The organism is Nonomuraea solani, assembly GCF_900108335.1.
Lineage (GTDB): Bacteria > Actinomycetota > Actinomycetes > Streptosporangiales > Streptosporangiaceae > Nonomuraea > Nonomuraea solani.
This window is the reverse complement of the sequence record NZ_FNVT01000021.1, coordinates 116868-134340: the sequence shown is the minus strand read 5'-3', so window position 1 is coordinate 134340 and position 17473 is coordinate 116868. Positions and strand designations below refer to the sequence as shown.

The 17473-nt window shown below is 72.0% G+C and carries 13 protein-coding genes; 7 read left to right on the top strand and 6 right to left on the bottom strand.

The features are described from left to right. The first annotated feature begins 92 nt into the window (after positions 1–92). From C4V41_RS48010 to C4V41_RS47990, 5 genes are read left to right on the top strand one after another with little or no spacing between them, the layout of a single operon-like run. Positions 93–1772: a fatty acyl-AMP ligase gene (locus C4V41_RS48010; RefSeq protein ID WP_103962746.1), complete on the top strand. Its 1680-nt coding sequence runs from the start codon at positions 93–95 to the stop codon at positions 1770–1772. Continuing rightward, positions 1765–4176 carry an MMPL family transporter gene (locus C4V41_RS48005; protein ID WP_103962745.1) on the top strand — a complete coding sequence of 804 codons (2412 nt, stop codon included), beginning with the start codon at positions 1765–1767 and terminating at the stop codon, positions 4174–4176. The genes C4V41_RS48010 and C4V41_RS48005 overlap by 8 nt, the downstream gene beginning before the upstream one ends. Further along, positions 4173–5513: an MFS transporter gene (locus C4V41_RS48000; RefSeq protein WP_235030847.1), complete on the top strand. Its 1341-nt coding sequence runs from the start codon at positions 4173–4175 to the stop codon at positions 5511–5513. The genes C4V41_RS48005 and C4V41_RS48000 overlap by 4 nt, the downstream gene beginning before the upstream one ends. Then, on the top strand, positions 5510–6709 hold the full coding sequence (locus tag C4V41_RS47995) for a glycosyltransferase (protein WP_103962743.1): 1200 nt from the start codon (positions 5510–5512) through the stop codon (positions 6707–6709). The genes C4V41_RS48000 and C4V41_RS47995 overlap by 4 nt, the downstream gene beginning before the upstream one ends. Before the next feature lie 53 nt (positions 6710–6762). Continuing rightward, on the top strand, positions 6763–8055 hold the full coding sequence (locus C4V41_RS47990) for a hypothetical protein (RefSeq protein WP_103962742.1): 1293 nt from the start codon (positions 6763–6765) through the stop codon (positions 8053–8055). A gap of 67 nt (positions 8056–8122) precedes the next feature. Here the strand turns inward: C4V41_RS47990 and C4V41_RS47985 are convergent, their stop codons facing one another. Next, positions 8123–9253, bottom strand: coding sequence for an ROK family protein (locus C4V41_RS47985; RefSeq protein WP_103962741.1), 1131 nt, complete (start codon positions 9251–9253; stop codon positions 8123–8125). A gap of 143 nt (positions 9254–9396) precedes the next feature. Here C4V41_RS47985 and C4V41_RS47980 point away from each other — a divergent pair, with 143 nt between their 5' ends. After that, entirely contained in the window at positions 9397–11511 is a 2115-nt protein-coding gene (locus C4V41_RS47980; RefSeq protein WP_103962740.1) for an alpha-galactosidase, read from the top strand. 172 nt (positions 11512–11683) lie between these two features. Continuing rightward, positions 11684–12028 (top strand): hypothetical protein, encoded by a 345-nt coding sequence (locus C4V41_RS47975; RefSeq protein WP_103962739.1) that lies wholly within the window; start codon positions 11684–11686, stop codon positions 12026–12028. 44 nt (positions 12029–12072) lie between these two features. Here C4V41_RS47975 and C4V41_RS47970 read toward each other — a convergent pair whose 3' ends face one another. From C4V41_RS47970 to C4V41_RS47950, 5 genes are all read right to left on the bottom strand, one after another. Then, positions 12073–13005, bottom strand: coding sequence for a nucleoside hydrolase (locus tag C4V41_RS47970; RefSeq protein WP_103962738.1), 933 nt, complete (start codon positions 13003–13005; stop codon positions 12073–12075). An 87-nt stretch (positions 13006–13092) separates the two neighbouring features. After that, complete coding sequence (locus C4V41_RS47965) at positions 13093–14265, bottom strand: helix-turn-helix domain-containing protein (RefSeq protein WP_235030846.1); 1173 nt, start codon at positions 14263–14265, stop codon at positions 13093–13095. A gap of 64 nt (positions 14266–14329) precedes the next feature. Then, positions 14330–14530 carry an EF-hand domain-containing protein gene (locus C4V41_RS47960; protein WP_103962736.1) on the bottom strand — a complete coding sequence of 67 codons (201 nt, stop codon included), beginning with the start codon at positions 14528–14530 and terminating at the stop codon, positions 14330–14332. A gap of 308 nt (positions 14531–14838) precedes the next feature. Then, positions 14839–16029: a tetratricopeptide repeat protein gene (locus C4V41_RS47955; protein WP_146104055.1), complete on the bottom strand. Its 1191-nt coding sequence runs from the start codon at positions 16027–16029 to the stop codon at positions 14839–14841. After that, a complete protein-coding gene (locus C4V41_RS47950) occupies positions 16026–17417 on the bottom strand; it encodes an ATP-binding protein (RefSeq protein ID WP_103962734.1) in 1392 nt (463 codons plus the stop codon). Before C4V41_RS47950 ends, C4V41_RS47955 begins: the two co-directional genes overlap by 4 nt. Positions 17418–17473: the final 56 nt, after the last annotated feature.

Here is a 17473-nt window from a genome sequence, read left to right as displayed (position 1 = left end):
CCGGTCGCGGAATGTGCAGGCGGTTGGCAAGAATCGCGCCCGCTTCTCCCGCTACCTTGCTAGGTCCCTGCAGACGGCGAGGGGAGCCAGGAATGCGCGACCCGCTGATCGCTCAGGTGGCCCGGTGGGCTCGGGAGATCCCGGGCGCGCCCGCGTACACGTTCGTCGATCACCTCGGGGACGGCTCGCGGCGCACGCTCACCTGGAGCCGGGCGGACCTCAAGGCCAGGGCCCTGGCCGTGCGGCTGCGGGAGCTGGCCGGTCCCGGCGACCGGGTGGCGGTGCTCGCGCCGCAGGGGCTCGACTACGTGGTGGCGATGCTCGGCACGATGTACGCGCGGCTCGTCGCGGTGCCGCTGTTCGCGCCCGGCCTGCCGGGTCACGCCGAGCGGCTGGCCGGGGCCTACGCCGACGCCGACCCCCTTGTCGTGCTGACCACCACCGCCGCGCTGCCCGGCGTCACGGACTTCCTGGCCACCGCGCCCGCGCCCAAGCGGGTGGTCACCGTGGACACCATCTCCGACCTGCTCGCCGACGAGTGGGAGCCCACCCGGATCCGCCCCGATGACCTGGCCTACCTGCAGTACACCTCCGGCTCCACCCGCGCGCCCGCCGGGGTCGAGATCACCCACGCGAACCTGACGGCCAACGCCCTCCAGCTCTGGGAGTCGTTCCGGGCCATGCCCAGGACCTCGGTGGCGGCGCTGTGGTTACCGCTTTTTCACGACATGGGGCTGGTCGCCACCGTCGCGATGCCGATCGTGGGCGGGAACCAGGCGGCGTTCATGGACCCGGTGGCGTTCGTCATGAGCCCGGTGCGGTGGCTGCGGCTGCTGTCGGAGTTCGACGACGTGTTCACCGGCGGCCCCAACTTCGCCTACGAGTACACCGCCGCCCGCGTGAGCGCCGCCGACAAGGCCGGGCTCGACCTGTCCGGCGTCAAGGTCATGCTGAACGGCGCCGAGCCGGTGCGGCCGGCCGCCATCGAGGCGTTCGACGCCGCCTTCGCCGCGTGCGGGCTGCGGCCCGAGGCGCACACGCCCGCGTACGGCCTGGCCGAGGCCACCGTCTTCGTGACCGCGACAGGCCGGGGCGAACGGCCGGTGGTGACCGGCTTCGACCGCGACGCGCTGCGGGATGGGCGGGCGGTGCCGCACACGGGCACGGGCCCGCGCAGCACGCTCGTCGCCTGCGGGCGTCCCGAGGGCGCGCTGGTCCGCGTGGCCGGCGACGACGGGCGCGAACGTCCCGGCGGCGAGGTCGGCGAGATCTGGGTCCAGGGGCCGAACGTGGCCCGCGCCTACTGGCGGGATCCGGCGCGCAGCGCGGAGACGTTCGGCGCGGTGCTGGACGGGGCCGAGGGCACCTGGCTGCGCACGGGCGATCTCGGCGTGCTGTACGACGGCCGGTTGTACGTCACCGGGCGGATCAAGGACCTGGTCATCGTGGACGGGCGCAACCACTATCCCCAGGACATCGAGGCCACCGTGCAGGAGGCCCACCCGGCGGTCCGGCGGGACCGGGTGGCGGCTTTCGCGGTGCCGGGGGAGGAAACGGAGCGGCTCGTGGTGGTGGCCGAGCGGTCGCGGCAAGGGTGGGAAGCGGACGCGGAGGAGGTCGGGCGGGCGGTGCGGGCCGCTGTCCGGAGATTTCATGAACTGGCGGTGCACGACTTCGTGCTGACCGCCGCCGGGGCCGTGCCGAGGACGTCCAGCGGGAAGATCGCCCGGCGGGCGTGCCTGCGGGCGTACCAGGAGGGCGCCTTTGTTTGAAAGGGTGGGCCGGCTGGTCTACCGCAGCCGGTGGACGGTGCTGGTGCTGAGCCTGGCGGCGGCGGTCCTGCTGGCGCCGCTGGGGCTGCAGTTGTTCGGGCGGATGGCCGACGGCGGCTTCGAGGACCCGCGCGCCGACTCCACGACCTCCGCCCGCTGGAACGACGACTGGTACGGCGGCCACGCCCCCGACGTGGTCGTCCTCTACCGGCACCCGAAGGTCAAGGCCAGGGACCCGCGCTTCAAGAAGGCGGTGCACGACTCGCTGCGCCGGCTGCCTGGCCGGTACGTGCGGGCGATGACGACGTACTGGACGACCGGGTCGAAGAAGATGGTGTCCAGGGACGGGCACTCGACGTACGCGCTGGTCACGCTGAAGGGCGGCCCGCAGACGAAGCGGGACGGCTACGCGGCGATCGAGCGGCGGCTCAGAGGCGTCCCCAACCTCTATGTCTCCGTCGGCGGCTCGGTGCCGCTGCTGACGGAGCTCAACGACCAGACCGCCGCCGACCTCGCCCGCGCCGAGGCCATCGCCATGCCGGTGCTGCTGGTGCTGCTCGTGGTGGTGTTCGGCAGCCTGGTCGCGGCCGGGCTGCCGCTGGTCGTCGGGCTGCTCGCGGTGCTCGGCGCGCTGGTGTTGTTACGGCTGCTCACCGAGGTCACCGAGGTCTCCGTCTTCTCCCTGAACGTCGTCACCATGCTCGGCCTCGGCCTGGCCATCGACTACTCGCTGTTCGTGCTCAAGGCGTTCAGGGAGGAGATCGCGGCCGGGGCCTCGAACGAGCGGGCCGTGGTGCGCACGATGGCAACCGCCGGGCGCACCGTGGCCTTCTCCGGGCTGACCGTGGCCACGGCGCTGCTCGGGCTGCTGCTGTTCCCGCAGATGTTCCTGCGCTCGATCGGGCTCGGCGCGGCCGCCGTGGTGCTGGTCGCGATGGTCGCCGCGCTGGTCGTGCTGCCCGCCGTGCTGGGGGTGCTCGGGCCGCGTGTGAACGCGCTGCGGCTCACCCCCGACTTCGGTCGGCGGGAGGGTGGGCTGTGGCACGCCGTGGCGTCGAGCGTGATGCGGCGGCCGCTGCTGTACCTGGTGGTGGTGACGGCCGTGCTGGTCTCGCTGGCGCTGCCGTTCCTGCACGTCTCGTTCGGGAACGTGGACCACCGGGTGCTGCCCGCCGCCTCCGAGGGCCGCCGGGTCGCCGAGACCCTCGACCGGGACTTCGCCAAGAACTCCATGGCGCCGATCGACGTCCACGTCCTGGTCGAACGCTCCTTCACCGAGGCGCCGGCCCGTCCTGGGCCCCTCGCGCAGGGGCACACGCCGATCAGCGCCGTCACGTCGGTGACCCCCGCCGACGTGCGGCCCCTCGTGAGCCGGCTGAAGAAGCTGCCGCACGTCACGGCGGTCGAGGTGGCCGGGCTGTCGCAGGACGACGGCGCGGTACGGCTGGCCGTGCGCTACGACCGGGACCCGATGTCGGCCGAGGCCAGGGAGCTCGTCCGGTCGATCAGGGCCATGCCGCTGGAGCCGAACACCCGCCGGGTCGTCGTCGGCGGGATCACCGCCGCCCAACTGGACTTACAGGACAGCCTGCTCGCCACGCTGCCATGGATGGGGCTGGTGGTCTGCTCGGTCACCGGGGTGCTGCTGTTCGCCGCGTTCGGGTCGCTGGTGCTGCCGGTGAAGGCGCTGCTGATGAACGTGCTGTCGATCGGGGCCTCGTTCGGGGTGATCGTGTGGGCCTTCCAGGACGGCCACCTGGCCTCGGTGCTGGACTTCACCTCCACCGGGTCGATCGAGGCGACCGTGACCGTGCTCATCCTGGCCGTGGTCTTCGGGCTGTCGATGGACTACGAGCTGTTCCTGCTGTCGCGGGTGCGGGCGGAGTGGCTGCGGACCGGGGACAACACGGCGGCGGTGGCGGCGGGGCTGCAGCAGACCGGCGGGGTGATCACGAGTGCGGCGTTGCTGCTGCTGGTGGTGATCGGGGCGTTCTCGACGGCCGGGATCACGATCGTGAAGCTGCTCGGGGTGGGGATGTTCGTGGCGATCGTGGTGGACGCCACCCTGGTACGGGCGTTGCTGGTGCCCGCCTCGATGCGGCTGCTGGGCGGGGCGAACTGGTGGCTGCCCAGGCCGTGGCGGCGCTTCCACCGGCGCATCGAGATCCACGAGCCCGAACCGCCCCCGCCACCACCACTACCCCCAGCCCCGCCTGTCGTCGTTGACGTGCCGTCCCGGCTGACCCTCCGGGGGCGGCCGGCCATCTTCGGCGCCGACACCGATCCGGTGCCGCTGCCCGCCGCCGATCCGGCGCGGCCCACATGGGTGAAGGTGGCGGTCGGGCGGGACCGGCGGGTGCGGGCCGACCCCGGCGGCGCCGGGTGGACGTGGGTGGACGAGTGAGCGTCGACCTCCGGGTACGCCGGGCCGGGCCGTTGTTCGCGGTCGTGGGGCTGGCCGGGTTCATGACCACGCTGGACAACACGGTCGTCACCGTCGCGCTGCCCAGCGTCCAGCGGGATCTCGGCGCCCGGCTGGCCGCCCTGGAGTGGGTGGCCACCGCGTACATCCTGACCTTCTCGGGCCTCATGCTCGCCGGCGGCCGGCTGGCCGACGTGCACGGGCACCGGCGGGTGCTGCTGGCCGGGCTCGGCGTCTTCACGGCGGCCTCGCTCGCGGCGGGGCTGGCCGGCTCCATCGAGGTCCTGGTCGCCGCCCGGCTGGCGCAGGGGGCCGGGGCGGCGCTGATCCTGCCCGCGACGCTGGCCGTGCTGGCGGGGCGGGAGGAGCGGCAGCGGTCGATGGGCGTGGCCGTCTGGATGGCCTCCGGGGCGGCGGCGCTGGCACTGGGGCCGGTGGCGGGCGGGTATCTCAGCGAGCACGCGCACTGGAGCTGGGTGTTCCTGGTCAACGTGCCGATGGGGCTGGCGATCATGTGGCTGGCCGCCGTGGTGGTGCCCGGCGCGCGGGGCGACGGCCGCCCGCTGGACGTGCCCGGGGTGGTGGCCTCGGTGGTGTTCCTGGCGGCGGGGACGTTCGCGCTGATCCATGGCGGTGAGTACGGCTGGGGGTCGCCGGTCGTCCTGGTCGCCCTGCTCGCCTGCGCAGGAGGTGCGGTGGCGTTCGTGGTGGCCGAGCGGGAGGCCCGGGATCCGATGGTGGAGGCGCGGCTGTTCGCGGTGCGGAGCTTCGCGGGCGGGGTGGTCGCCCAGGTGCTGTGGGGGCTCGGGGTGAACGGGGTGTTCTTCTACACTGCGATCTTCCTGCAAGGGGTGCTCGGGTTCACTCCGACGGCGTCGGGGCTGGCGTTCGTGCCGCTGGCGCTGCTGGTGGTGCTGGTCACGCCGCTGGTGCCGGCGGTGGAGCGGCGGCTGGGGGCCGGGCGGACGGTGGCGGCCGGGCTCGTGCTCGTGGCCTTCGGGATGGTGCTGGCGGCCACGCTGGAGATGGGGGACGGGTGGGAGCGGCTGCTGCCCGCCGTGTGCGCGATCGGGGTGGGGTCGGCGCTGACGATGCCGCTGGGGTCGGCGGTGCTGGGGGCGGTGCCGGAGTCGAGGGCGGGGGTGGCCGGGGGCGTTTTCTCGGTAAGCCGCGAAATTTCTGGACTTTTCGGGATTGCTGCCGTCGGGGTGATCGTGCAGGGCGCCGGGAGCTTCGCCACCGGGTACGCGGCCGGGCTGCTGGTGGCGGCCGGGCTCGTGCTGGCCGGGGCGTTGGTCAGCCTGGTGAGCCTGCCATGAGGGTGGCGGTGCTCGGGGTCGGGTCGCGGGGGGACGTACAGCCCTGCGCGGCGCTGGCTCGGGGGCTGGCCGGGCGGAGGCACGACGTCACGCTGGTCGCGGCCGGCCGGTACGCGGGCCTGGGGGAGGGCGTGCGGTTCGTGCCGCTCGGCGTGGACCCCGAAGCGGTCGTGACGAGCGAGGAGGGGCGGCGGTGGTTGCGGAGCGGGCCCCTGGGGTTCGTACGGGGGTTCAGGACCGTGGTGGAGCCGCTGGCCGCCAGGCTGGTCACCGAGGTGGACGCCGCGTGTGCCGACGCCGACCTGGTGCTCGCCCCCGCCCTGGGCGCCTTCGGCCGGCACCTGCACGAGAGGTACGGCATGCCGTACCGGATCCTGCACTTCCAGCCCAGCGAGCCCACCCGCGAGTTCCCCAACCCGCTGGTGCCCCTCGCCACCCTCGGACCGCTGGCCAACCGGGCCAGCTACGCCCTCGTCGAACGGCTCGGCTGGCTGATGCTCGGCCGGATGGTGAACCGGCTGCGGGCGAGCGTGCTGGGGCTGGGGCCGCTGCGGGGCAGCCCGTTCGCGGCCGACCGGCGGGCGCGGGTGCCGGTGCTCTGCGGGGTCAGCCCGCTGGTGGTGCCCATGCCGGCGGACTGGCCCGCGTACGTGCGGATGACCGGCTACTGGCGGCTGCCGGGACCCCGGGAGAGCGGGCTGGAGGACTTTCTCGACGCCGGGGCGCCGCCCGTGTTCGTGGGGTTCGGGAGCATGGCGCCGGACGAGCCGGAGCGGGTGGCCGGCGAGGTGGTCGCGGCGCTGCGGCGGGCGCGGCTGCGCGGGGTGGTGCAGGGCCTGCCCGTGGCGGCGGACGACGACGTGCGGGTGGTGGGCGAGGTGGCGCACGATGGGTTGTTTCCGCGAATGACGGCGATTGTTCACCACGGAGGCGCGGGGACCACGGGAACAGGGCTGACGGCGGGAGTGCCCAACGTGGTGTGCCCGTTCTTTTCCGACCAGCCGTTCTGGGGACGCAGGGTGGCGGCGCTGGGCGTGGGGCCGGCGCCGTTGCCGATCAAGGCGCTGACCAGGGACGAGTTGGCGGCGCGGCTGCTCGCCGTACCGAAATATCGCGAAAAATCGGCGCAACTGGGACGGCTACTTCGCGTCGAGAATGGCGTGAAGAACGCCATAGATCTCATTGAACGTTGTTGATCGTCCAGATATTGTGCGATATGCCCGCGATCACCCCCTGGAAGTAAGGTGCCATGAGACTCCGGCTACGGCAGGTCTTCGTCATCGGACTCACCCTCTCGCTCCTTGGCATCGGCGTTCCCGCCTGGTCCCAGGACGATCCCAAGAGCTGTAACGACCTGCTGTCCGCCGACACCCCGGCGTACGTCGTCTGCACCTGGATGGCCACGCCGGAAGAGGCGCTGGACATCGCGAAGTTCTGGCTGGACAACGACAGCGAGAACCTCAAAGAGGCCGGGCCGCTGAACCCGATCCTGATCGACTGCAGCGAGGACGGCAACGTCTGCCCGACCGACTCCGAGGGCGACGGCGAGCTGCACGACGTCGACGGCCCCGACGTCCCGGGCGCCGAGGACGGCGGCACCCCCGAGTGCCAGAACGGCGAGTCGTGCTTCGTGGACGGCAACGGGCTGAGCGCCGCCGAGAAGGCCGCCGCCATGGAGACCCCGGCCGGCAAGGCCACGCAGACCGTCGCGCCGACGGGCATGCGCGTCTGGATCGAGACCGAGCTGGCCGACGACTTCAAGGCCGGCAAGCTGGCCGAGGCCGCCAAGAAGATCGCCGCGCTGGCCGTCGAGCAGCCGAACGTCGTGGGCGTCAGGTTCACCTCGCAGCTCGGCTACAACCAGAACTTCGCCACGGCGGAGGAGCTGGACAAGTTCGTCACCGAGGCCACGACCGCGCTGCGGGCGCTGCTGCCGGGCAAGAAGATGGCCGCGCACACGGTGGTGCCGGTGTTCGGTTGCGGCGCGAACGACGCCTGCAAGGCCGAGATCACCAAGAAGTACCCGCTGATCGACCCCGACCGCATCGGTAGCTGGCTCGCCAAGGGCACCATCGACCAGCTCTCCCTCGACAGCGGCCACCTGGGCACCGAGTTCGCCACCTGGAAGATCGACGCCGCCGAGGCCCAGCGCAACCAGTGGATCCAGGTCCGCGCCCGCGCCTGGGACGCCTACGCGCAGATCGCCGCCGAGGACGCCTCCTTCGCCGCCACCGGCACCGCCAAGCTCACCGAGGAGCAGGCCACCAAGGCGATCACCGAGCGCATCGCGACGCCGCTCCAGGACGACGCGGCCGAGACGGTCACGCTGTGGACCCGCTGGCAGAACGACCAGGGGCAGGTCAGCCGGGTGTACGGCGAGAAGTGGGCGGCCAACGTCACCTGGGAGCAGCTCAAGAAGCTCGCCACCGTTCGGCCCCGGCTGGCCACCGTCTACGACCCGGCCAAGCCCGAGGTGGACCTTGCCACCGACCTGAAGAACCTGTCGGAGGTCTTCGGACAGGTTTACCTGCACGCTTCCTGAACCTCTCGTTGTGGCCGGTTCACGCACGCTGGTGCGTGGCCGGCCACAGTGCTGTCCGCCCCGGCTCTCAGCGGTTCAGCAGCAGGTGCTGGAGGGCGGTCACGGCGGCGCCTCTGGCCCATTCGTTGAAGGTGAAGGGCTTGACGGCCACTCGTACGGGGGTGGCCGTCCAGTGGGTGTGGTGGGCGAGGGCGGCGTCGAAGGCGGGGGCGCAGACGTCGTACATGTGGACCGACTCTCCGGACAGGACGATCAGCTCGGGCGCGGTGAGGTTGGCGACGGTGGCGGCCACCTGGCCCAGGGCGGCTCCGGCTTCGTCCAGGACGCGGCGTGCGACAGGATCGCCGTCGGCCGCCAGGGTGAGGCAGTCGTCGAAGGTGAGCTCGGGCCGCTCGAGCGTCGAGGCGATCGAGCGGCGGATGGACGGCGAGCTGGCGTAGGCGCGGGCACAACCCCGGTGCCCCCGCTCGCACATGGGGCCACGGTCGTCGATCCGCAGGTGACCGACCAGCCCGGACCGCCCGGAGACCAGCCGGTCGTCGATGACGAGCCCGCAGCCGATCCCCGCCCCGACCGTGAGCAGCGCGAACGACGAGTGCCCCACACCCTCGCCGAACCACTGCTGTACGGCCGTCAGCGCCCGCACGTCGTTGTCCAGCACCGTCGGCACCGACACGGCCTCCTCGACCAGCCGCCCCAGCGGCAGCCGGCTCCAGCCCAGGAACGGCGAGGTGTGCACCACGGGATCACTGGGCGTGGCGGTGCCCGCCAGGCTGATGCCCACGGCCGACAGCGGCCGCCCCGGCACGGTCAGCTCCTCGACCACCTCGACGATCTGGCCGAGCACGTGGCCGATGTCATGGCTCGCGAGCGGCCTGGAGGTCTCCCGTTCCACCCTGGCACCCAGGTCGGTACGCACGGCGAACAGGTCGTCGGCGGTGAGCTTGATCCCCGCGAACGACATCCTTGAGGCGTCCACCCGCAGCGGCTGCGACGGCCGCCCGACGGTCGCCGGCCCCTCTCCGGCCGCCTCCAGCAGGTAGCCGGCCTCGATGAACGGCCTGGTGACCTTGGTCAGCGCGGACGGCGACAACGACAGCCTGCGGGCCACCTCCGCCCGGGACAGAGGGCCGTGCACGAGCAGCTCGACGAACACCGACCGCATGGCGTCCGTGAGCCGCCCGATCTGTGGGAACACGCGGCCATTTTATTCATGACGTCAAGTAAGAAGGAGACAGCACTCTTCGATCTGCCCGAAACGGCGCTCAATTCATTGACCTAGTGCACGAATGCGGGTTAACCTCCTGCGGCCTGATCGATCCAGCAGCTCTGGGGACGCCGATGCCTGTCATTCCTCTCGACGATCACCAGTGGGCGGTCATCACGCCCGCCACCACGTACGTGCTCGGCGTGGAGACAGACCCCCGGACGGGGGAGGCCACGCCGCGCCAGACGTACTGGGGCCCGAGGCTCACGCCCGAGGCCGCCCGCCAGGTCACCACCGTGCCCGCGCGGCACGTCTCCAGCTTCGCCACCCCCGCCGAGATCGAGGAACTGCTGCCGGTGGACGGCGGCACGCGGTGGGGCTCGCCGTCGCTGCAGGTCACCTTCGGCCACGCGCGCTCGCTCGAACTGCGCTTCACTGGGGCGCAGGTGCACGACGAGGGCGGCGCCCAGCGGCTCGACCTCGCGCTGGCCGACGCGCACCACCCGTTCGAGGTCGTGCTGTCCGTACGCACCCACGATGACACCGACGTCATCGAACGCTGGACCACCGTCAGGACGGGCTCAGAGGCGGCCGTCACCCGGCTCGACTCGGGCAACTGGTTCATTCCCGACGCGGCGGCGTACCGCTACAGCGGCGTCCACGGCGCCTGGTCCGAGGAGATGCGGCTCCAGCGCGGGCCGCTGCCGGTCGGCGAGCTGACCTTCACCAGCCGCCAGGGCATCACCAGCCACATCGCGAACCCGTGGGTGATGATCGACGCGGGCGAGGCCACCGAGGAGCACGGCGAGGTCTGGGGCGTCGCCCTGGCCTGGAGCGGAAGCTGGCGCCTGACCACCACGCACCGGTCCGAGGGCGGGGTCTGCGTCTCGGGCGGCTTCGGCCACGACGGCCTGCGCTGGACGCTCGGCCCGGGGGAGGAGCTCGTCACGCCGGTCGCGCTGGGCCTCTACTCCGGCGGCGGGTTCGGGGCGGCCAGCCGGTCCTGGCACGATTACGCCCGCGCCCACGTGCTGCCCACGCCCTTCGAGGAGCGGCCGGTGCTGTACAACTCCTGGGAGGCGACCACGTTCGCCGTCACCGAGGAGGGGCAGCTCGACCTGGCCAAGATCGCGGCCTCGATCGGCGTCGAACTGTTCGTGATCGACGACGGCTGGTTCGGCGCGCGCGATGACGACACCACCTCGCTGGGCGACTGGTTCCCACACCGCGAACGCTTCCCCGACGGGCTGCGCGGCATGTTCGACGGCATCCGCGACCTGGGTCTGCGAACCGGGCTGTGGGTGGAGCCCGAGGGCCTCAGCAAGGAGAGCGAGCTCTACCGCGCGCATCCCGAGTGGGCCCTGCACATGGAGCACCGGCGCAGGGACGAGAAGCGCCGGCAGCTCGTGCTCAACTTCGCCCGCGACGACGTCCGCGACTGGGCGCTCGGCCTGCTCGACCGGCTGGTCACCGAACTCGGTCTCGACTACCTCAAGTGGGACATGAACCGCCCGTTCACCCAGGCCGGCTGGCCGGAGCGGGGCGCCGCCCAGGACCGGGTCTGGATCGAGCACACGCGCGGCGTCTACCGCGTCATGGAGTCGCTGCGCGAGCGCCACCCGGGGCTGCGGATCGAGTCCTGCGCCGGCGGCGGCGGCCGTACGGACTTCGGGATCATGCGTCACACCGACGAGGTGTGGCCGTCCGACAACACCGACGCCCGCGACCGGCAGGGCATCCACCACGGGTTCTCCCAGCTCTATCCGGCCGGCACGATGTCGGTCTGGGTCACCGACTCGCCCAACCCGAGCACCAGGCGGGCGATGCCGCTGCGCTACCGCTTCCACGTGGCCATGGCCGGCGTCCTGGGGATCGGCGGCGACCTGTCGGAGTGGAGCACCGCCGAGCTGGAGTCGGCGGCCGAGCTGGTCGAGCGGTACAAGGAGGTGCGCGCGACCGTGCAGCACGGCCGCCAGTACCGGCTGGCGGGCACGCCCGGGATCGAGCGCTCGGCCGTGCAGTACGTCCTCGGCGACGAGGTCGTGGTCCTGGTCTACAACCCGATCGGCGACGGCAAGCGCGGCCCGCGCCGGCTCCGCCTGACCGGCCTGGACCCCGACGCGCTCTACGAGCTGGACGGCACCCGCTGGCACGGCTCCGTGCTCATGGCGACCGGCATCAGGCCGCCCGCGTGGGAGCCGATCGGCGCCGACTACCGCAGCGACATGGTGGTCCTCAGACGGGTCTGATCACTGGCCCTGGCCATACCGCCAGGGTCCCGTGACCCCCGCGGAGTGGACATTGCTCCCCTGTACGGCCCGTGAGAGTTTCGGAGCCACGAAGACACGGTCACCGGCCGGTAACTCAGCGTCGCTGATCGTGACCGTTGGGGGTTCGTCCATTTCGCAAGGGGGATTCATCATGTCCGAGAACCAGGCCGAGCAGTTCGCCGAGCTGCCGGCGCCCGCGTCCGTCAAGCTGATCGACTTCGAAGAGGCCAGGGTCGTGCCGGGCATCGTGCCCAACACGTTCATCCTGATCGTCAGCGGCACCAAGCCCTATCTCAACATGAAGGTCGAGCTGTCGCCGCTGGTCTACATCAGGCAGCCGGAGTTCTGGGGAATCGAGGTCGTCGGCTCGCTGCCCGGTGTCGGGCTGCCCGCCACCGCGCCCTACACGGTGTCGCTGCCGCTCGACGGCATCATCGGCACCAAGGGCATCGAGGTGATCGGCGCCAACACCCGTAAGACCTTCGAAGTTCCGTAGGTCACCGTCTGGGCCGGGGCGCGGCCGGCCGCGCCCCGGCTCGTTCAGGACAGCGCGCGGAGCGCGTCCTCGATCAGGTCCCAGAAGCCTTCGACGTCGAGGCCCGTCGCCACGTGGGCGTTGGGCGGGCGTTTCAGTTTGTTCAGCAGGTCGACGCTGGTGGCCCCGGCCGTCTCCGTGCCGCGCAGCTCGATGTCGATCCTGGCCGGCACCGTGGTCACCAGCGCGGGCCGGGCCACCAGCGCCATCGCGACGGGGTCGTGCACCGGGCCCTCCGGCATGCCCTGGTCGATCTCGTACGTGGAGTTGAAGAAGGTGAGCAGCTCCACCCCGAACGCGGCCGCCCTGGTGCCGACGGCGCCGATCCTGGCGATCACCTCGCGCGTGGCCAGCGCCTGGTGGGTGACGTTGAGGCCGATCATCGTGAACCTCAGCCCGGAGCCGAGCACGATGGCCGCCGCCTCGGGGTCGGTCCAGGCGTTGAACTCGGCGTACGGGGTGATGTTCCCCCGGCCCGTGGACCCGCCCATCCACACGATCTCCCTGATCCGGGACAGCCGCTCCGGATGCGCCCGTACGAACTGGGCCAGGTTCGTCAGCGGCCCGGTCGCCACGATCGTCACCGGCTCACCAGGCGCGTCGAGCGTGTCCCTGATGAGCTCGATCGCGGTGCGCGGATCCGCCTCCACCGTGGGCACCGGCAGCTCGGGGCCGCCCAGCGCGTTGGCGCCGTGGATCCACTCGGCCGGCGACAGCGGCCGCTCCAGCGGGGCGTCGGCGCCCGGCGAGATCGGCACCCCGGTGATCCCGGCCAGCTCGGTCACCACCCGGGCGTTGTAGGTGGTGTGGCTCAGCCGGCCGTTGCCGCCGACGGTGGTGATGGCGCGCAGGTCGATCTCGGGGTTCGCGGCGGCCAGCCAGATCGCGAAGACGTCGTCATGACCGGGGTCACAGTCGAGAATCACCGGCGTCGGCATGGGAACAGGCTACCGATGGGGTGACGATCCCAACGAAGGGAAAAACTGATATTCGATGCGAAGGATCGTCCACCGGCAGAGGAGGGCTCAGCGGCTCGCCTGCCGGGCCCGTAGCGCGATCTCCAGCTCGAACCGGATGTCGGGGTCGGCGAGCTGGTCGCCGTAGAGCTCTTCGAGCTGGCGCAGCCGGTAGCGCACGGTCTGCGGATGGACGTGCAGCCTGGCGGCCACCTCGCCGGCGCCCCTGCCGTGCCGCAGCCAGGCCAGCAGCGTCTCGGCCAGCCGGTCCTGCTGCCCAGGGCGCAGGTGGGCCAGGGGCGCAAGGCGGGCCTCGGCCAGCGCGCTGACCAGCTCCTCGTCCTTGAACACCACCAGCGTGGCCATGTGGTCCTCGCACCGCAGCAGCCCGGCGGGCAGGACGCCGCGCCGCGACAGTTCGAGCGCCTCCCCGGCCCACCGCAGCGACGTCGCGGCGGCGGCCAGCCGTACGGCGGGGCCGATGGCCGCGCGGTGGCCGCGCAGCGTGTGCTCCAGCATCTGCGCCTGGCCTGGACCGCTCGGGTCGGGCACGAGCAGGCACGGCGTGGGGCGGCCCAGGCCGGTCAGCACGTCGGGCGGCAGCGGGGGAACGCGGCGGGTGCCGTGCTGGTCGTCGAGCGCCACGCAGGCGACGGTCCTCGGCAGTCGCCAGCCGGCCGCCTTGGCCAGATCGGAGATGGCCTCGGCGCTCGCGGGCGGCTGGGTGAGGAGCAGGTCGAGCAGGCGGCCGCGGCGGCGTTCGATCTCGCCGGCGGCGTGCGCCCTGGCCTCTTCGAAGCCCTCGGCGGCGGCGTCGGCGAGCTGGTCGAGGTAGACGAAGATGGCTTCGCCCAGGTCGTACAGGGATTGGGGTGTCAGGCCCATCGGCTCGGCGATCTCCGTCAGCCGCCGCCAGCCGACCCGGGCTCCTAGCCGCATCGCGGCCTGCAGCGGCTCCAGGTTGCGGCCCTCGGCCGCCTCCCCCTTGCCGATCATGCGGAACGGCTCGGGGTTCCAGGGGGCGTCCGGGCTCTCGATGCGGTCGAGGAAGCCCTCGATGGCCTGCTCGACCGCCGTGCGCACGACTTTGATGTAGATCTCGTCCGAGGGCCGGGCATATTCCGGGATCCGGGCCTGGATCTCCTCGATCACCTCTTCTGAGACCCGGCCGATGCCCGCCCTGAGCGTTTTCACGATGTCCGCGGGTGTCCGGCTTTCGCTGATGTCACTCTTGATGGCCATCGTCCCTCCTGCCGCCATTGTGACCCAGGCAACAAGAGTATGTGGAGCAATCGCTTGTTTTTTGTCACTTCTGGAGGAAGGCGCCGAACTCCTCCACGTCGATCAGGCCGTCGCCGTCCTTGTCGAGCTTCCGTACCCCTTCCTGGGCGGCGTCCAGCGTCACGGGCTGGCCGAGCACCTCCATCAGCCGGACGAGCTCGACCGCCGAGATCCGGCCGTCCTTGTCGGCGTCGATCAGGTCGAAGGTGATCGTGTAGTCGCTCATTGGGTCGCCCTTCAGCGTGGTCCGATATCGCGTTCAGACCTTAGTAGTGACATGTCGCAACGCGTCGATGAATGCCACGACTTGTGGGCTCATATCACCTTCGCGCCAGGCAATCGCCAGTTCCCCGGGAGGCAGCCCTGTAACGGGCCGGTAGGTCATTCCCGGTCTGTTGTACAGCGTGGCGTTCCCCTTCGCCACGAGCACCACGCCGAGTCCGCTGGTCACCGCCTCGAAGACCTCTTCGGGCGTGTTGGCGGTGACCCCGACGACCGGCTGGCCAGGTTCGAGGTGATGGGCGGGACACTGCTCTAGAGTCCCGAGCCCACCGGTCTGCCGCGGACGAGGGTGGCGAGCCAGACCGTGGCGAGGCCGGCGTACACGCTGAGCAGCGCCACCACCGGCGACCCGATGACCATAGAGACGACGATGGCCACGGCGAGCAGGCCCGCCCAGCCGTACAGGACCTGGCGTCCCCGTGGCGCGCCGGTGTGCGCGGCCTCCTGGACGGGGGTGACGAGCGTCATGACGGCCGCGCCCGCGGTGCCGATCGCGTCCTGGCCGAGCGCGATGCCCAGCGTCAGCAGCGCGGCGCCCGCGACCACCAGGCCGCAGCAGGCCAGCGCCACGCGCGCCTCGGGGCCTTCGAAGAGCAGTTGAGTGGCCCTGGCGCGGGCCAGCCGCAACGTGGTCCACGCCTCGGCGATCCAGGCCACCCAGTGCAGTACCGCCATGATGACGAAGACGGCGATGACGGGCGGGACCGCGGGCAGCAGGAAGATCAGCCGCCACCCGCCGGGGAACCTGCCCCGCAGCTTGGACAGCCCTCTGAACAGGGGGTTGCGCTGCTTCAGCGCGGCGACCAGCAGATCTCTGGCCCGGGCGTAACCGGGGTCGAGACGGAGCACCTCGCGGTAGGCGTCCGCCGCGCCGCGCGGGTCGCCGAACCTCAGCGCCGCGGTGCCGACGACGAAGTGCGCGGTGGCGCTCTCCGGGTCGAGCCGTACGGCGTGCGCGGCGGCGTTCCTGGCCTGGTGCGCGTCCCCGAGGTTCGTGCAGGCCAGCGCCAGCAGGCTGACCAGGTCGGAGTCCTGCGGATCGATGCTCAGCCCGCGCCGCGCGGCGTCGGCCATCTGCGGCCACTCGTCCCTGAGCATGTGGATCCGCGACAGCAGCTCCCACGTGTCGGCCGACTCGGGCTGCAGGTTCAGCGCCGCCTGGACGGCCGCCAGGGACTCCTCGGGCAGGCGGGCCCGGTAGTACACCTGGGCGGCCGCGTAGTGGGTGAACCACTGGTCGGGCGCCAGCCCCACCGCCGCGCGGGCCTCGTCGAGGGCCTCGGAGACCTGGCGCTGCTCGATCAGGGCCAGGCCCAGCAGGGCGTGCGCGCCGATGTGCTGCGGCTCCTGGGCCAGCAGGCCGCGCAGCTCCCGCTCCGCCTCGGCCGGGCGGCGCATCCGCAGGAGCGTACGCGCCCGCTCGATCGGATCGGCGACCGTCACCACTTGCCCTTGACCCAGGGCATCAGCTCGTCCCAGGCGCCGGAGTCGTTGGCGTGCATGACGTAGTTGCGGGCGGTGGCCATCCACTCGCGTACGGCCGTGGGCTTCACGGTCTTGGCGGCGGCCAGCAGGTCGGGCGTGGTCAGCGGGATGGGGCGGCCGGCGCTGATCGACTGCTGCAGCTTGGCCTCCACCGCCCGGTCCACCACGCCCTTCAGGTCGGCGCCGACCAGGTGCTCGGTCGCCCGCGCCACCGCGTCGAAGTCCATCTCGGTCAGCGGCTTGTCGCGGCACAGGATGCGCAGGATGGCGGCGCGCGCGGAGGTGTCCGGCGGCGGTACGAACACCGGCTGGTCGAGGCGGCCCGGGCGGCGGAAGGCGGCGTCCACGTACCAGGGGGCGTTCGTGGCGGCCAGCACCAGGACGCCCTCGTTGGCGCTCTGGTCCACGCCGTCGAGCTCGGCCAGGAACTGGTTGACGAGCTGCCGGGTGTGCGCCTGGCGCATGTCGGAGCGGCGGGCGGCCAGGGCGTCGACCTCGTCGAAGAACAGCACGCAGGGGCGGTTGCGGCGGGCGAGGTCGAACGTGGCGTGCAGGTTGCGCTCGCTGGAGCCGACGTACATGTCCAGGATGTCGGCCAGGCCCACGTTGACGAACGCCGCGCCGAGCTCGCCGGCGGCGGCCCTGGCCAGGTGGGTCTTGCCGGCTCCCGGCGGGCCGTAGAGCAGGACGCCGCCGCCGGCCCGCTTGCCGAAGGCGGCGAACAGGTCCGGTTGCTGGATCGGCAGCAGCAGCTTGATCCGCAGCGCCTCCTTGACCGTCTCCATCCCGGCGACGTCGGCGAACGTGAGCCCGGCGCGCTCGACCTCGGCCGTGCCGCCCTGATCCGCCGCCGCCTGCTGGGGCGCGGCGTAGAGGGGCGCGGCTTGTTGATGGGCGGCTTGTTGAGGCGCCGCTTGTTGAGGGGCAGGGGCCGGTCGTTGAGGGGCCGGGGTCAGCCGGGCGGCGAGGTCGGCGTCGGCCAGGGACGCGTCCCTGGAGATCGCCTCGAAGTACCGGTACGCCGCCCGCCCCATGTCGCCCTCGCCCATCAGCGCCCTGGCCGCCAGCACGCCCAGCCTGGGCGGGTAGCCGGGGGTCTCCAGCAGCGGTTCGAGCGCGGCGAGTGCCGCACCGAAGGCGCTCTGCCGGACGAAGACCTCCGCGAGCCCGGCCAGGATGTCCGGGTTCTTGGGTGAGAGCACGAGCGCCGCGCGGAATTCCGCCTCGGCGTCGGCGAGGTAGCCCATGGCCAGGAGCTGCCCGGCGAGGTGCCGGCGCAGGGGGAGGTTGTCCGGAGATAGACGCGCCGCCTCGCGGAGCGCCTGAAGGCCGGCATCGTTGGACACGTGCCGTTCCCTTCTGTCGCAGGTTTCGGTCGGTCTCAAACTACGCAAGATATCGA

Bases quoted from the DNA above. Each gene is read 5' to 3' on its own strand.
- C4V41_RS48010 (WP_103962746.1), top strand. From the start codon at position 93: ATGCGCGACCCGCTGATCGCTCAGGTGGCCCGGTGGGCTCGGGAGATC.
- C4V41_RS47995 (WP_103962743.1), top strand. From the start codon at position 5,510: ATGAGGGTGGCGGTGCTCGGGGTCGGGTCGCGGGGGGACGTACAGCCC.
- C4V41_RS47990 (WP_103962742.1), top strand. From the start codon at position 6,763: ATGAGACTCCGGCTACGGCAGGTCTTCGTCATCGGACTCACCCTCTCG.
- C4V41_RS47980 (WP_103962740.1), top strand. From the start codon at position 9,397: ATGCCTGTCATTCCTCTCGACGATCACCAGTGGGCGGTCATCACGCCC.
- C4V41_RS47975 (WP_103962739.1), top strand. From the start codon at position 11,684: ATGTCCGAGAACCAGGCCGAGCAGTTCGCCGAGCTGCCGGCGCCCGCG.
- C4V41_RS47970 (WP_103962738.1), bottom strand. From the start codon at position 13,005: ATGCCGACGCCGGTGATTCTCGACTGTGACCCCGGTCATGACGACGTC.
- C4V41_RS47965 (WP_235030846.1), bottom strand. From the start codon at position 14,265: ATGGCCATCAAGAGTGACATCAGCGAAAGCCGGACACCCGCGGACATC.
- C4V41_RS47960 (WP_103962736.1), bottom strand. From the start codon at position 14,530: ATGAGCGACTACACGATCACCTTCGACCTGATCGACGCCGACAAGGAC.